This window comes from Rhizobium sp. H4 (genome assembly GCF_003013335.1).
GTDB lineage: Bacteria > Pseudomonadota > Alphaproteobacteria > Rhizobiales > Rhizobiaceae > Rhizobium > Rhizobium sophoriradicis.
This window is the reverse complement of the sequence record NZ_PSOW01000016.1, coordinates 111,809-127,135: the sequence shown is the minus strand read 5'-3', so window position 1 is coordinate 127,135 and position 15,327 is coordinate 111,809. Positions and strand designations below refer to the sequence as shown.

Sequence of the window (15,327 nt, the reverse complement as noted above, 5' to 3'; positions counted from 1 at the left end):
ACTGCATTGCTTCCCCTATCGGTTCAAGGTGCGTGGGGAGAAGCTCGCCGGCCGCGCACAACCCGCCGCACGCTATATCCCAGCAGCGCCGCAACTACCCAAGCGCTGACAAAACCAATCGCACCCCAGACGAGGCCTGCGAAGCTGACCGGCACGCCGGGCACGAAATCCCGCCAGGTATTGGCGAAAACGACATCATCCGGATTGCGCAGGAGCACGAACGGCTTGGCGACGGGGGCGGCGGTGCCGAGTTTCAGTTGCTGCGACAGCAGCGTCTCGTAGCGTGCGATCGTGCTTTGCATGGAGACGCCGCGGTCGCGCAGGAAATCGTCGGAAGATTGCGCATAGGTGTTCAGCGCCTGCTGGCGATCGAGCTGGTGCTCGGCCGCCTGCCTGTGGAAATCCTCGACAATGACGCGCAATTCGTCGATCGCTCCGCCGATTCGCTGGCGATATTGCTGGGCGAATTCAGGCGCCTGCGAAAACACCGTGCCGCCGGCAAGCCCGGCGGCGATGGCGATGATCCTTGCAATCGGTCCCATGATCGATGCCTCCGGCTGTTCCCTGCGCTAACGATCCGCGGCCGCAAAGGTTGCTTTCGACACAATCGGTAACGCTATGTGATTGAACCGGCGACACTTCCGGCGAGTTGACGCCATGACAACCGAGTTGCTCCCGTGAGCAATTGAGAAAGAGAGGCTCGTCATGAAACAGTTCATCCTCGCCTGCACACTCGCCGCAGCGTCCGTTTTGTCAGCCATGCCGTCCCAGGCGGCAAGCGTGACCATCACCACGGATGATGCGCGCCCCTATTACCGCGATTCGGAACGTCCCTATTACCGCCACCACAGCCCCTATTACCGCCACGACATGCGGCGGCGTTACGTTTCCCGCGATTGCTTCACCAAGACCGAAAAGATCCGTCGCCACGGTGATACGGTCATCAAGGAAACTCGAATCTGCCGATAAGGCAAAGCCCGGCCGATCCCTTTCGGCCGGGATTTTTCACTGATCTCCACGGTAAGGAACTTCGCAAACCCAGCCGCGTTTAGCGCGAAATGGGAGTACCCGCCATGCGTATCAAGATGACCGTTCTGGCATTCGCCTATGTCGCCGTCTGCGCTCTGCTTCTCGCCATCGCCTACCAGCCGCAGGGGCAGGTGGCTGCCGCGAAGACCGATCGGCCGGCCGGCTCGTCTTTTCTCGTCGAGCGCTTCGCCGGTTGATCTCCGGCCCGAGAGAGGCCACCGTTAAGGCAGCGCGGCCAGCGACCGCACCATATCCACCGGGCTCCTTCCAAGGCGATGGAGCACCCTCACCATCAATGCGTGCCGTCCAGGGACGATCCGCCGAGGAGGATCCGGTTCTGAACGCGATGCACGCCCTCGACGGCCATGGCGACCGCGGTCGCCCGTTCGATCTCGCCGACTGTGCCGACCGTGCCGCTGAGCACGATCTGGTCTTTTTCCATTGTCACCTCGACATCGGACGCATCGATGCCGCCGGCAATCGCCAGCGCATTGGCGACGGCCGCCTCGACCGACGCACGATTGGCGATTTCGGCCTCCATTTCAGGCTCGAGCCCGTGAAATGTCTGCTCCTTGAAAACCATGACCCGTTCCTCTGTGAAATCTTGAAAGGAAACGCCTGCCGGTTGATTTTGGTTTCAGCCTGTTACCAGTTGAGGCGATAGCGCAGATTGACGCTGCCGGCCTCGTCCTCCGAAAACGGGTTGTTCATCGATGCATCGAGATTGAGGTTCGGCAGGATCGTCTGACTGACGCCCACCGAACTGGAGAAGTCGCCGCTGGCGTTGCTGAGGCCGGCGCCGGCCGAGAGCGAGGTTCCTGTCCAGGGATGGATGAGTTTCAGCGCCTGCGACGCCGTCACCGAGGCCTGCCGGGCATCGACCGGATCGTAACCGATGCTGACGGAGCGGCTCGATTGCATGTCGAGCGAATCCGACAGGATCCAGCTGCGCGAACGGCTGAGCGTCAGCGCGCCGCTGCCGCGAAGTGTATCGACGCTGACCTTCGCACCCCGCTGTGATTGGCCGGCCGGCGTGACCTCCGTTCTCACGATTCTGCCCCAGAGCATCGCCTGTTCGGAATCGGGGAGCGGCGCGCCGCCTTTCGTCGCTGCCAGTGCGATGTCGGCGCCGGCGCTTGTTTCCCATTCCGCCGGCAGACGAAAACCCATTGTCGCCTTGTACGACCGCTCCGAAAGCTTGGCGGGCGACCAGATCAGCAGGTCGTCTGCCTTTGCCACCGCGGGGAGCGAAAAGGGCAGCACGGCGAAAAGAATGCAGGCTATCTTGAGTATCTTCATGTGACCCGATCGTTGGACAAGCTTGCTCGCCGAACGGCGCGATGCCGCAGCAAAAGTACGCATAGCGAACCCGCAAGGGAGCAGCGCGGCCAAGCCGTCCATCCCAATGTCATCCTCGATTTAAAGTGTGGCCGAAACGGCCGACGGCAGCCAGGTGCCTGTTCAATGGACGCCGCGGCGCCCTTGGATACCCATGCGACCATGAGCGGCCGCCTGAGACTCATTCCCTCAGGAACGTCGCCAGGATCACATCTCGCCGCCGCTCTGTAAACCCCTTGAGGGCGGAAATCTGCTGCACTGCACACTTGCCGCACCTTCCAAACCCTAGTAGAGCCTCAGCCTACGAGACAAATTTTCGCGAAATTCCACATGACGACCGGCAAAACCGCCCCGCGGCGCCTCAGCATCTTCGGTTCGACCGGCTCGATCGGCCGCAACACGCTCAATGTCGTCGAACACCTGGGCGGACGAGACAGCTTCGAAATTTCCGTGCTGACCGGCAACGGCAATGTCGAATTGCTGGCCCGGCAGGCAAAAGCATGGGGCGCGCGACTGGCGGTGACAGCCAGCGACCGGCATTACGAATCGCTGAAGAGCGCGCTTTCCGGCAGCGGCATCGCGGTCGCCTCGGGAAAATCAGGCCTTATGGAAGCCGCCGATCGCGAAGCCGACTGGGTGATGGCGGCAATCGTCGGCACGGCGGGTCTCGCGCCGACACTCGCCGCCGCACGCCGCGGCGCCGATATCGCCCTTGCCAACAAGGAATGCCTCGTTTCGGCCGGCGATCTCTTCTTCAAGGCGATCCGTGAAGGCGGCGGCAGGCTGCTTCCCGTCGACAGTGAGCACAACGCCATCTTCCAGGTGCTGGAGGAAAACCAACGCCATGCCATCGAGCGCGTCGTGCTGACGGCCTCGGGCGGGCCCTTCCGCACCGCCTCGCTGAAGGAAATGGCCGGTGTGACGGCGGAAACCGCGCGGGCCCACCCGAACTGGTCGATGGGATTGAAGATCTCGATCGACAGCGCCTCGATGTTCAACAAGGCGCTGGAGATGATCGAAGCGCGGCATCTTTTCAGCCTCACGCCCGAGCAGATCGAAGTCATCATCCATCCGCAATCGATCATCCATTCGATGGTCGGCTATACCGACGGATCGGTGCTGGCCCAGCTCGGGGCGCCCGATATGCGCACCGCCATCGGTTATGCGCTGTCCTTTCCGCGCCGGCCGAACCTGCCGATCGAGCGGCTCGATTTCGCCAAGCTCGCCCGGCTGGATTTCGAGGCGCCGGATGAGCTGCGGTTTCCGGCCTTGCGGCTCGCGCGCCTGGCGATGACGCGCGGCGGCGTTCAGGGTGCGGTACTGAACGGCGCCAAGGAAGTGGCGCTCGAAGCCTTCATCGAAGGGCGGCTGCCGTTCCTCGCCATGGCCGAGATTACCGAAAGGGTGATGGACGATCTGGCCGGCCTGCCGCCGGCCGCCGAGATGGACGATGTCTTCGCCGCCGACAGGCAGGCCCGGCAGAGGGCTGCAGACCTCATGAAACTGGAGATCGCCGGCTGAAGGTTACCGCAGCCGGTTGCCAGCCTCACCGAACAACCGGCAATCCGACGGTTCGAACAGCAGGCTGACCTCATCGCCGGCCGCGATGCTGACCGGTGAACGATGCTCGACGGTCAGCGATTGGCCGTCGCCGAGCTGACAGTAGAGATATTGCGTTCCCCCGAGATATTCCGAGAAATCGACCGTCGCCGTCAGCCTGCCCGACCGCGCCACCTTCAGATGCTCCGGCCGCAAACCGAGCGTTACTGCGCCTCCCACCGGCCGGCCGGTGCAGGACAAGCGGGTTTCAATGAGGACGCCGGCGACCTCGACCAGGCCTTCCCCCGCAGAGCGGGCATTCAGGAGGTTCATGCGCGGCGAGCCGATGAAGCCCGCCACGAAGGTATTGGCGGGATCTTCGTAGATCTGCCGCGGCGTTCCGGCCTGCTCGACCCGACCGTCGCGCAGCACGACGATCTTGTCGGCAAGCGTCATCGCCTCGGTCTGATCGTGGGTGACATAAATCATCGTGTTGCCGAGTTCGCGGTGCAGGCGGGCGATCTCGATGCGCATGGAAACGCGCAGCTCCGCATCGAGATTGGAGAGCGGCTCGTCGAACAGGAAGACATCGGGCTTGCGCACGATCGCTCGGCCGATCGCCACGCGCTGGCGCTGGCCGCCGGAAAGCTGTCCAGGCCGCCTGTCGAGAAGGTGGTCGATTTTCAGGATCGCCGAGGCGGCCTTGACGCGCGCCTCGATCTCGGCGGCGCTCGTGCGCGCCATCTTCAAGCCGAAAGCGAGATTATCCCGCACGCTCATATGCGGGTAGAGCGCGTAGGACTGAAAGACCATCGCAATGCCGCGCTCGGATGGATCGAGATCGGTGACGAGACGTCCCTTGATCTCGATCTCGCCGTCGGTGACGTCCTCGAGGCCGGCGATCATGCGAAGCAGCGTTGATTTTCCGCAGCCGGACGGTCCGACGAAAACGACGAATTCGCCCTCCTCGATCGTCAGATCGATCCCGTGGACCACTTGCAGACTGCCATAGCTTTTTCGCACGTCCTGAAGGACGACGCTCTTATTGCCCATACCGTTCGTCATCCCCAAACGACCTATTTGCCCGACTGGACCCAGACGAGCATCTCTCCGGGCGCACGGTTGTCCCACAGATGATAGGGCACGAAGCGCGCCGTGGCGACCCGCCGTTCGGCCGGCGCCTGGCGGTAGAGCGGTGTTCCCCAATTCGACGTCTCCTCGCGCTCGACCTTGAGATCAACGGCGACGGCATCGTTGAGGTCCTTCAGCACCACGGTTTCGGCGGCCGGCAGCGCGCGTGGCAGGACGATGGCGTTGAGATCCTCGCCATTGTCAGTCGTTTCCACGCAGTAGACGAGCGGGCCGCGCATCAACGCGACGCGGCCGGCATCCTGGCGCACCTTCGGATTGGCATATTGCGGGCGAAGCGAAAGCGGCAGGTGAAGGGCGACGCGATCGCCATCGGCCCATTGCCGATCGATCCTGGCATATCCGTCACGAATATTGGCGCCGAGGTCGAGCATCGTTCCGTTGACGCTGAGGCTTGCGCCCTCCGCCCAATCGGGAATGCGCAGCGACAGCGCGAATACCGCCGGATTCTTCATCCTGGTGGAAAAGGCCACCGCGCCGTCCCATGGATAGTTGGTGGTCTGCTCCAGTTCCACTTGCGTGCCGTTGGCAAGCTTCAGCCGCGCGGTGCTCTCGCCATAGAGATGCACGGCGATCTCGTCGTCGGCAACGGCGTACATATACGAGCCGATCGACGTCACCAGCCGGGCGATGTTGGGCGGGCAGCAGGGGCAATGGTGCCACTTCCACCGGTGGTGCTTGCCCGCGCTTTCGAGCGGGTTGTCATAAAAGAAGGTCTTGCCGTCGGTCGAAAGCCCGGGCAGCGCGCCATTGTAGAGCGCCTGTTCCATGATGTCGGCATAGCGGCGATCCGGACCGCGTCCGAGCATGCGGCTCGCCCAGAACACCAGACCAACGGAGGCGCAGGTTTCCGCATAGGCCGTGGCGTTGGGCAGGTCGTAATAATCGGTAAAGCCTTCATTCGACGCGGCCGGGCCGATGCCGCCGGTGATGTACATCTGCTTAGTCGTCAGATCGTCCCACAGCGTTTCCAGCGCCGCCGTCAGGCTGTCGTCCCTGTATTCGGTGGCGATGTCGGCCATTCCGGAATAGAGATACATGGCGCGCACGGCGTGGCCGACGACCTTCTTCTGCTCGCGCACCGGCTGGTGCGCCTGCCCATATTCATAGGTCTTCTGATGGTAATCGGACAGGCTGCGGCCGTCGCGAACGGCCTCCGCCGTGAAGAAATGCGGCTCGGTGCCGCGTTCGTCGATGAAAAATTTCGACAGATCGAGATATTTCTTCTCGCCGGTGACGCGGGCGAGCTTGACCAGCGCGAGCTCGATCTCCTCATGGCCGCAATAGCCGGGGATCTGGCCTTGGCCATGGCCGAAAACCTTGATCATGTAATCGGCATAACGGCACATGATGTCGAGCAGCTTGCGCTTGCCGGTCGCCTGATAATAGGCGACCGCCGCCTCCATCAGGTGTCCGGCGCAATAGAGTTCATGATGATCACGCAGGTTGGTCCAGCGGCGGGATGGTTCGACACGCTGGAACCAGGCGTTCAGATAGCCGTCCTTGTCCTGCATCCGCTCATACATGTCGATGATCTCGTCGGCGCGGGCCTCGAGCTTCGGGTTCGGCCGCCGGTAGAGTGAATAGGCGATCGTCTCGATCGACTTACCGAGGTCGGAATCCCAGAACATCTGCGTCGTCCCGCCCCAGGGCTGAATGGGAATGACGACGCCGGGGCTCGGCTGATTGACGTCGATCGCCTTGAGCATGCCGGCCTCGACGCAGCGGTCGAGCAGTGTCTCGGCGGTGGAGTTGCAGACGGCATCCTGCCATTTGCCCCAGAAGCCGCCGAGATCGACATCGGGAACGGCGACGGGACGAAACTGGCGGTCATTGCTTGCTTTGGTCATGGCCTCGACTTTCTCTCATTTCACCGCGCCGGCCATCAGCCCGCGCATGTAGTAGCGTTGCAGGAGCAGGAAGACGATCAGGCACGGGATCGTCATGACGATGACGCCGGCCTGGACCGCTCCCCAGTTGATGGCGCCGAGGCGGCCGGCGCGGACCGCCGTCATCAGCACCGGCAGGGTGTATTTCTCGTTGCTGGAGAGCAGCACCAGTGCGGCGAGAAACTCGTTCCAGGCATTGAGGAAGGCGAAGATCGCCACAGTCGCGACGCCGGGCAGAACCAGCGGCAGGAGAACACGCGCCAGCAATTTGAGATCGCGCGCCCCGTCGATGCGGGCGGCCTCCTCGATCTCCTTCGGCACGGCGTCGAAGGCGTTGCGCATCATGAAGACCGAGAAGGGCAGCTGCAGCGTCACATAAACGAGTGTGAGCCCGAGCAGCGAATTGTTGAGGCCGAGCTTTGCCAGGATGATGAAGAGCGGCGTCAGGATCGACTGGAACGGGATCATCAGCGTGGCGATGATCAGCACGAAAAGCACGTTCTTCATCGGAAAGCGATAGCGGGAGAAACCGTAGCCGGCGAGCAGGCTGACGAGAACGGTGAGCACCACGGTGGCGACCGAAACGAACAGCGAATTGATCATGTGCCGCCAGATGCCGGCGCCGAACGTATCGAGCAGCGCGTAGGCATCGAAGCTGACGGCCGATGTCGGCCATGGCGGCAAAGGCGGCAAGCTGGATTCGGCTCCTGGCCGGAAGGAGGCAAGCAGCGTGATCGCGAAGGGCGCCAGAAAGAAGATCGAAATGGCGATGCCGGTGAGATGATAGACGGACTTCACGCGGATCGCCTTGCGCGTCCGCCGTTCCCTTGACGTCGTCACGGACGCTCCTCCCCGACGCGCAGCAGCCAGAGCTGCACGATGCTGATCGCCACCAGGATGGCGAGAAGTGCGATCGATAGCGCCGCGCCATAACCGAGGTTGAACGACACGAAGGACTGATTGAAGATGTAATAGACCACCGAGATCATCTTGTTCTGCGGTCCGCCCGACGTCATGATGTAGAACTGGTCGAAGGCGAGGATCGAGCCGGTAACCGAGACGATCAGCGCGAGGGCGATCGTCTTGCGCATCAGCGGCAGCGTCAGATGCCGGAAACGCTGCCAGCGGCCGGCGCCGTCGATGCGGGCCGCCTCCGTCAGTTCGGACGGAATGGCCTGCAGCCCGGTGAGAAGAATGATCATCGTGAAGCCGGCGATCTTCCAAACGACCATCACCACGACAGTCAGAAACGCGGTATCGAAGGTCGCCAGCAGATTGGGGCTCTTTTCCAGAAGGCCGAGCGCCTTCAAGGCCGGGCCGATGAAGCCGCTATCGACATTCGCAAGCCACACCCAGAGCAGCGAGGCGGTGGCAAGCCCGACGACGACAGGCAGGAAGATGATGGTGCGATAGGCGCTGACGAACTGCCGTTCCTTTTCGACGAAGATAGCCAGCGGAAAGGCGACTGCGAAGATCGCGATGGTGACGATGATCGTGTAATAGGCGGTGAAATTCAGCGCCGTCATGAACCGCGTATCGTTGACCATGCGGTAATAGTTGTTGAATCCGATCCAGCGCGACGCCCCCATCAGCGGCCAGTTGTGAAGGCTCATCCATCCCGTGAACAGAACCGGCATGATGAAGAAGACGATGACCAGCGCCATGGCCGGCGCGATATAGGCAAGGCCGCGCCAGTTCGATCTGCGCCGTCGACTGCGCCGAGGCAATAAAATCTCTGAGCCGGAACCGGTCATCGAAACGCTCCGCATCTGTGAATCGGAATTGGCCGGGAAGCTGCCACCGCTCCCCGGCCGCGGCCGTGGGAGAGTCTACTGGCCGCTATCGATGATCGATTGCATTTCCGACTGGGCGCTTGAAAACGCGCCGTCGACATCGTCGCCGAAGATCGCCGCGTTGGTGAAGCTTGCCCATGGGCCGTTGGCGCTGTTGATCAGGTCGTTGAACTGCAGCGTATAGGGCGTCTTGGCGACGCTGATCGCCTTGAGGCCGACCTGCATACGCGGATCGAGGCCCTCCAGCACCTTGTCGGCAATATCACCGCGCGTCGGCAAGCTGCCATATTTCGCCATGATCTTCTGGCCGTCCATCGAATAGATATATTCGAGGAACTCCTTCACCGCGTCGATCTTCTTCGTTCCCTTGGTGATGACGAAGTTGTCCCCGCCGGCAAAGGACGAAGGTTTGCCGTCGACGCCCGGAATGAGGGTGACGCCGAAATTGATCTCGGGATGCTGGGTCACCAAAGTCCCGATGGCAAAGGCGCCGAGGCTTTGCTGCCCGATCTTGCCGTTGGTGAAGGTCAGGAAGTTCGTGCCGTTGTCGCTGGCCGCACCCGCCGGCACCAGATCCTTCTTGACCATGTTGCGGTAGATATCGACCGCCTTGCGCATCTGAGGCGTATCGAGCGTTGCCGTCTTGCTGTCGGCCGACAGGATGTCGGCGCCGGCACCCCAGACGAGCGGCGTAAAGGTGAAGATCATGCAGCCGCCGCAGCCGCCGCCGGAGAAATAGAAGCCGTAAGTGTCGTCACCCAGCGCCCGGATCTTCTCGGCGTTGGCGGTGATTTCATCCCAGGTCGCCGGCGCTTTCTCCGGGTCGAGACCGGCCTTCTTGTAGAGATCCTTGTTCCAGGCGAAAACCGAAGTCTCGACCGAGAGCGGCAGACCGTAGATCTTGTCCTGATAGGTGCCGAGGCGGACATGCGACGGCGACAGCGAATTGAAATAGGGAAGCGATTTTGCCCAGTCCGTCAGGTCTTCCAGCTGGCCGGCCGCGGCAAAGGCGGGATTATAGATCAGATCCATCGACAGCGCATCGGGCGCTTGCCCGCCGGCGATTGCGGTCGCATATTTCTGCACCAGTTCGGAGAACGGCACTTCGGTCATCACGACCTTGTTCTCATGGCTGGAATTATAGGCTTCGACGACCTTCTTGAAGGCGTCGCCGATCCCCGAGCGAACCCACATTTCGACATTTTCGGCAGCCGACGCAGCCGAAAACAGGCACAAGGTAGCGATGCCGGTCGCCGCCAATAGACGCTTGATCATGACATTCCTCCCAATATGGCGCATCTCCTCGCGCCTTCGCTCATTCCCTTGCTTTCACTTCCCGGAGGCTTCGCCCCCGCATGACTGCCGGACGATCAGCCGGCACGGCAATTTTCTGACACCCGGCTCGACGAACCGTCCCTCCGCAAGCGCCAGCACCGTCAATCCGGCCTGCCGCCCGAGCTCCTTTAGCTCCATATCCACCGTCGTCAGCGGCGGCCGCGTCTGAGCCGCGACGATCTCCCAATTGTCGAAGCCGATCACCGAGACGTCCTGGGGCACCTCGATGCCGCGCTCACGCAGCGCGTCGACGGCGCCGCGGGCGATCTGGTCGTTGCCGCAGAAGAGCCCGTCCGGCTTCTCGCCCGGCCTCTTCCACAGCTGCTCGACCGCCTCATGGCCCCAGCTTTCCGACCAGACGCCGTAAAGCACGGGCTCACGATGGCCCGCCACCTGGTGATAGGCGCCGGCCCGTTCCCGGACCGAAAAAAACTCCTCCGGGCCGGTGATATGCGCGATCCGCCGCCGCCCGATCTTCGCGAGCCATTCGACCGCCAGTTTCGCGCCCTGTTCGTCGTCCGAACGAAAGGTAACGCTGTTCTGCGTCCCCTCCGTGAAGGCGTAGACGACGGGCACATGCAAATTCGACAGATCGACGGGCAGACGCCTGTCCAGCCGCTTGCCGGTCGCAATGATGCCGTCGACCTGCTTGTCCAGCATCGCATCGACATGGGTCTGGGCGAGCGCCGGATCGTCTTCGATGGCGCACAGAAAAACCGAAACCCCATGATCGACGAGCGCGTCCGAAATGCCCGCCATCACAGGCAGCGTGAAACGGCCGTAAGTGTCGTTCGTCAGCAGTCCGATGGTGAAGCTGCGCTTGCTGAGAAGACCTCTCGCCAGTGCGTTCGGCCGGTAGCCGATTTCGCCGGCGATCCGCTTCACCCGCTCGCGCGTTTCCGCCCCCATCCGGCCGGTATCGTTGAGCGCCTTCGACGCCGTCGAAATGCTGACCCCGGCCGCCGATGCCACCTCATGGATGGTGATCCTGCCTCTTTTCCCTCCCGTTAGGTTCAGAGCTTCCTCCTTCTGAAGTTGGATTGAGAAAAGCTTTTACCAAGTCCACTGTCAAGTGAGAAAAGGTTTTCTCGTGCAATTCGGCGGGCCGGCATCGACGAGGTGCTCCACGGTGAAAAGCAAGCGCCCGGACTCTGAGACCGATGGGTCACGTCCCAATGCACCAGCGCCGGATGGCACTGTGCAGGCCGAAAGAGGTTTAGGGGCGAAGTCTCACGGCCGCAAAACCAATCGCGCCAGAATCTCGGATGGCGATTCGGGCCGCGATTCGAACCGGACGATGTTGAGAGAATCAGGCGACGTGCCTTGCCAGCGCGCAGCGCGACCAGAGCGAATGCAGCGCCTCGACGAGATGGGCGATATCGGCGTCGGAATGCAGCGGTGTCGGCGTGATGCGCAGCCGCTCGGTCTTCTTCGGCACTGTGGGATAGTTGATCGGCTGGACGTAGACGCCGCAATTGTCGAGCAGCAGGTCGGAGATCCACTTGCACTTGGCGGCATCGCCGACCATCACCGGCACGATATGGCCGGGATTGTGCATATGCGGAATGCCGCGCTGGTCGAGCAGCGAGCGCAGCTTGCGCACCCGGTCCTGATGGCGGGCGCGCTCGAACTGGCTGACCTTCAGGTGCTGGATCGACGCGACCGCGCCGGCGGCAAGCGCCGGCGGCAGCGCCGTGGTGAAGATGAAGCCGGAGGCAAACGAGCGGATGAAGTCGCAAAGGGCAGCCGACGCGGCGATATAGCCGCCCATCACTCCGAAGGCCTTGCCGAGCGTGCCCTCGATGACGGTCAGCCGGTCCATCAGCCCCTCGCGTTCGGCAATGCCGCCGCCGCGCGGGCCGTACATGCCGACGCCATGGACCTCGTCGAGATAGGTCATCGCCCCGTATTTGTCGGCGAGGTCGCAGATCTCCTTTATCGGGGCGATATCGCCATCCATCGAATAGACGCTCTCGAAGGCGATCAGCTTCGGCGCCTTCGGATCGGCGGCTTTCAGCTTGGCTTCGAGATCGGCGACGTCATTGTGCTTCCAGATCACCTTGCCGCATTTGGCGTAACGGATGCCCTCGATCATCGAGGCATGGTTCAGCGCATCGGAAAAGATGATCAGGCCGGGGATCTTGGCGCCGAGCGTGCCGAGTGCTGCCCAGTTGGAGACATAGCCCGAGGTGAAGATCAGTGCCGATTCCTTGCCGTGCAGGTCGGCGAGCTCACGCTCGAGCAGGACGTGATAGTGGTTGGTGCCAGATATATTCCGGGTGCCTCCCGCACCCGCGCCACAGTGGTCGATGGCGGCCTTCATCGCCTCGATCACTTTTGGGTTCTGGCCCATGCCGAGATAGTCGTTGGAGCACCAGACCGTGACGTCCTTTTCGCCATCGGCCGTATGGCGCGTGGCGCGCGGGAAGTGGCCGCGCTGACGCTCGAGATCGGCAAAAACGCGGTAACGGCCCTCGGCATGAAGCCCGTCCAGCTCGCTTTTGAAAAACGCTTCGAAATCCATCATATGCTCCAGTATCACGCGGCCGTTCTTGCCGACCGGACGTCCGCGCGTCAATGCTTACCCTTTGCTTTAACATCAACTGCGGCAAAAGGCCCAGTTTTTTGAATGATTCCAGATAAAAAAATACGCGAGCGCGGATCACTCAACTGATGCGGCATAGACGAAATGGAATCGCGAAAACCGCTCGGCAGCGACAATGCCCATATTGCAAAAAAATCGGGCCAAGAGTGGACAACCCTTTCTTCCGACATAGTTTTCGGACTAGCGTGGCGAAAAAAGACTAGGGACGGCCTATGCCCATCGGGCGACAACCCAGGAGAAAAGTGATGAAGAAAGCTGTCATACTCGCATTGATCGGCCTGTCGATCGCAAGCTGCACACCGACCCAGCAGGGCGCCGGCATCGGCGCTGCATCCGGTGCCGTCATCGGTGGCGCAGTCACCGGCAATGTCCGTGGCGCGGCAGTCGGCGCGGCGATCGGCGGCGTGTCCGGCGCCCTCATCGGCAGCGTCGCCGAACAGCCCGGCCAATGCTACTATCGCGACCGCTACGGCCGCCGCTACATCGACGCCTGCCCGCGCTGAGAGCGCTTGCACATCGGCCAAATCAGGAAATCCCGGACACACATCCGGGATTTTTTGTGCTAATTTAGTGCGCTGGCAATTTAAAATGGTACACCCCGCGCGATTTTGCCGCTAAGCTGTTCACGGCTGGGCAACGAAGCTTCATTGTAGACGTAACCAAAAGCGGCGTATGCGGATTAGAGGGATAAGCCCGAAAACAGGTACTGCGTATCGGCGAACAGGCACCATGATGGTGGTCGCAGCGGCAGCTGCTTTCTCACCGGTCCTGATCGGCGACGCTTATGCCTTCAAGCTTTTCGGCATCACTATATTCGGCAAGGACGAGGACGACGCTCAACAGGTGCCTGATCCGGTGCGCTATCAGGTCGAACTGAAGGCCGACACCGCCGATCCTGATCTCAAGGAAGCGTTGGAGAACAGCTCCCGCCTCGTCAGCGACCAGAAACAGCCGGTCTCCGGCGATCTCGGCATCGTCGTCAAGGCGCGCGACGACCGCGAAAGACTGATTGCCGCCCTGTATGAAAACGCCCGCTACGGCGGCGTGGTGACGATCACCATCGACGGCCAGAACATTGACGACCTGCCGCCCAATCCGACCTTCGACCGCTCCGGGCCGATTCCCGTCACCGTCGACATAACCCCGGGCCCCGTCTTCAGGGTCAGGGAAGTGCAGTTCGGCGGTGACGCCGCAGACCGCAATCCCGCCGATTACGACCTTGCCCCGGGCGCCGAAGCCGGTTCGCTCGCCATCATCAAGGCCGGCGATAAGATCGTCGAACAGCTGAAGACCGAAGGCCGGCCCTTTGCCAAATTGACCGAGCGCAAGGTCGTCGCCGACCACAGAAGCGATACCGTCGATATCGTGCTTTCCGCCGAGGGCGGGCCGGTCGCCCCGATCGGCGATGTCGGCGTCACCGGCGAAAAAACCGTGAGGCCGGGCTTTATCCAGCGTTATTCCAGACTGAACAAAGGCGACGCCTATTCGCCGGAAACCCTGAAGAAGGCCGGTGAGCGGCTTCGCGCCCTCGGCGTCTTTTCGAGCGTCACCATTCATGAGGGCGATGCGCTGGCGCCGGACGGCACGCTGCCGATGACAATTGAGGTTTCCGAAGGCAAGAGGCGCTATTTCGGCGTCGGCGCCCAATATTCCACTACCGACGGCTTTGGCGTCCAGGGCTATTGGGGCCACCGCAACCTGTTCGGCGAAGCCGAAACGCTGCGGATCGAGGGATCGGTATCACGGCTCGGCGAAACCACCGATGTCGGCAGCCTCGACTATTCCGCCGGCATCCTTTTCACCAAGCCCGGCGCCTTTTTCCCAGCCGCCACGCTGAAGGCCGGCATCGTTGCCAAGACCCAGAATCCGGATGCTTATAACGCGACGCTCATCACCGCCTCGCTTGGCCTTTCCTATGAGTTGACCGACAAGGACACGATCTCGGCGAGCGGCGAAGTCAGCTGGGAGCGCGATGACGACGCCTTCGGCACCAACGACTATCTGACCTTCACCTTGCCGATCCAATACGATCGCGACGCGCGCGACGACAAATTCAACCCGACGGAAGGCTATCGCGCGACGGTTTCGGTAAAGCCGGGCTACGAGATCTTCAACGCCACACCCTATGCAGCGTTCGAGGGCTCGATCTCCGGCTATCTGCCGTTCGGGGCCGAGGATCGCCTCGTGCTTGCCGGCAAGGTCGCGGCCGGCGTGCTGATCGGCGGCGGCGGGATCGAAGACATTCCCGCCACGCAACGCTTCTTTGCCGGCGGCGGCGGTTCGGTGCGCGGATACAGCTATCAAGAAATCTCGCCTTACAACGCCAATGGCGACGCCACCGGCGGCCGCTCCTATGTCACGGCTTCGCTGGAGGCCCGCATCAAGATCACCGATACGATCGGCCTCGTTCCCTTCGTCGATGTCGGCACCGTATCGGACAGCACCTTCCCTGGTTTTTCCGATATCCGCGCTGGCGCCGGCGCTGGAATACGATATGCCACACCTTTCGGCCCGCTGCGGCTTGATTTTGCCGTGCCGCTGAACAAGTACGAAGATGGCACAGATTATGGAATTTACGCCGGCATCGGCCAGTCCTTCTAGGACTGCGATTCCGCTGTCATGTCCGATCTGTGAGCCGTCATGAAAACGG

The 15,327-nt window shown here is 62.0% G+C and carries 15 protein-coding genes; 5 read left to right on the top strand and 10 right to left on the bottom strand.

The genetic code is table 11. The annotated features are described in order from the left end of the window. Positions 1–23: 23 nt before the first annotated feature. A complete protein-coding gene (locus C4N04_RS23510; protein ID WP_106797147.1) occupies positions 24–542 on the bottom strand; it encodes a DUF2937 family protein in 519 nt (172 codons plus the stop codon). Between the two features lie 163 nt (positions 543–705). Here C4N04_RS23510 and C4N04_RS23505 point away from each other — a divergent pair, with 163 nt between their 5' ends. Both C4N04_RS23505 and C4N04_RS31915 read left to right on the top strand, forming a co-directional pair. Further along, on the top strand, positions 706–969 hold the full coding sequence (locus tag C4N04_RS23505) for a hypothetical protein (RefSeq protein WP_096762000.1): 264 nt from the start codon (positions 706–708) through the stop codon (positions 967–969). Positions 970–1,073: 104 nt separating this feature from the next. Next, positions 1,074–1,226: a hypothetical protein gene (locus C4N04_RS31915; protein WP_009994881.1), complete on the top strand. Its 153-nt coding sequence runs from the start codon at positions 1,074–1,076 to the stop codon at positions 1,224–1,226. Positions 1,227–1,321: 95 nt separating this feature from the next. On the opposite strand, the gene C4N04_RS23500 is transcribed toward C4N04_RS31915, so the two are convergent. Next, positions 1,322–1,612, bottom strand: a complete 291-nt coding sequence (locus C4N04_RS23500; RefSeq protein ID WP_009994883.1) for a BON domain-containing protein — start codon at positions 1,610–1,612, stop codon at positions 1,322–1,324. Between the two features lie 62 nt (positions 1,613–1,674). After that, a complete protein-coding gene (locus tag C4N04_RS23495) occupies positions 1,675–2,328 on the bottom strand; it encodes a hypothetical protein (protein ID WP_096762117.1) in 654 nt (217 codons plus the stop codon). 369 nt (positions 2,329–2,697) lie between these two features. On the opposite strand from C4N04_RS23495, the gene dxr reads away from it, so the two are divergent. Further along, entirely contained in the window at positions 2,698–3,888 is a 1,191-nt protein-coding gene (gene dxr, locus C4N04_RS23490; protein ID WP_096762001.1) for a 1-deoxy-D-xylulose-5-phosphate reductoisomerase, read from the top strand. Between the two features lie 3 nt (positions 3,889–3,891). Here the strand turns inward: dxr and C4N04_RS23485 are convergent, their stop codons facing one another. The 7 genes from C4N04_RS23485 to hemA all read right to left on the bottom strand — a co-directional run bounded on the left by C4N04_RS23485 (position 3,892) and on the right by hemA (position 12,596). Further along, on the bottom strand, positions 3,892–4,971 hold the full coding sequence (locus C4N04_RS23485; RefSeq protein ID WP_096762002.1) for an ABC transporter ATP-binding protein: 1,080 nt from the start codon (positions 4,969–4,971) through the stop codon (positions 3,892–3,894). An 11-nt stretch (positions 4,972–4,982) separates the two neighbouring features. Next, positions 4,983–6,905 carry a glycoside hydrolase family 127 protein gene (locus C4N04_RS23480; RefSeq protein ID WP_096762003.1) on the bottom strand — a complete coding sequence of 641 codons (1,923 nt, stop codon included), beginning with the start codon at positions 6,903–6,905 and terminating at the stop codon, positions 4,983–4,985. A 15-nt stretch (positions 6,906–6,920) separates the two neighbouring features. Further along, positions 6,921–7,784: a carbohydrate ABC transporter permease gene (locus C4N04_RS23475; RefSeq protein ID WP_038691674.1), complete on the bottom strand. Its 864-nt coding sequence runs from the start codon at positions 7,782–7,784 to the stop codon at positions 6,921–6,923. Next, positions 7,781–8,698: a sugar ABC transporter permease gene (locus tag C4N04_RS23470; protein ID WP_106797146.1), complete on the bottom strand. Its 918-nt coding sequence runs from the start codon at positions 8,696–8,698 to the stop codon at positions 7,781–7,783. Before C4N04_RS23470 ends, C4N04_RS23475 begins: the two co-directional genes overlap by 4 nt. 75 nt (positions 8,699–8,773) lie before the next feature. Then, a complete protein-coding gene (locus C4N04_RS23465; protein WP_039622559.1) occupies positions 8,774–10,012 on the bottom strand; it encodes a sugar ABC transporter substrate-binding protein in 1,239 nt (412 codons plus the stop codon). 54 nt (positions 10,013–10,066) lie between these two features. Then, entirely contained in the window at positions 10,067–11,044 is a 978-nt protein-coding gene (locus C4N04_RS23460; RefSeq protein ID WP_038691679.1) for a LacI family DNA-binding transcriptional regulator, read from the bottom strand. Between the two features lie 337 nt (positions 11,045–11,381). Next, positions 11,382–12,596, bottom strand: a complete 1,215-nt coding sequence (gene hemA / locus C4N04_RS23455; RefSeq protein ID WP_106797161.1) for a 5-aminolevulinate synthase — start codon at positions 12,594–12,596, stop codon at positions 11,382–11,384. A gap of 326 nt (positions 12,597–12,922) precedes the next feature. On the opposite strand from hemA, the gene C4N04_RS23450 reads away from it, so the two are divergent. Together C4N04_RS23450 and C4N04_RS23445 are read left to right on the top strand one after the other, a co-directional pair. Next, entirely contained in the window at positions 12,923–13,180 is a 258-nt protein-coding gene (locus C4N04_RS23450; RefSeq protein ID WP_004679653.1) for a YMGG-like glycine zipper-containing protein, read from the top strand. Between the two features lie 169 nt (positions 13,181–13,349). Continuing rightward, positions 13,350–15,278, top strand: a complete 1,929-nt coding sequence (locus C4N04_RS23445) for an autotransporter assembly complex family protein (RefSeq protein WP_199852499.1) — start codon at positions 13,350–13,352, stop codon at positions 15,276–15,278. The last annotated feature ends 49 nt before the right edge of the window (positions 15,279–15,327 follow it).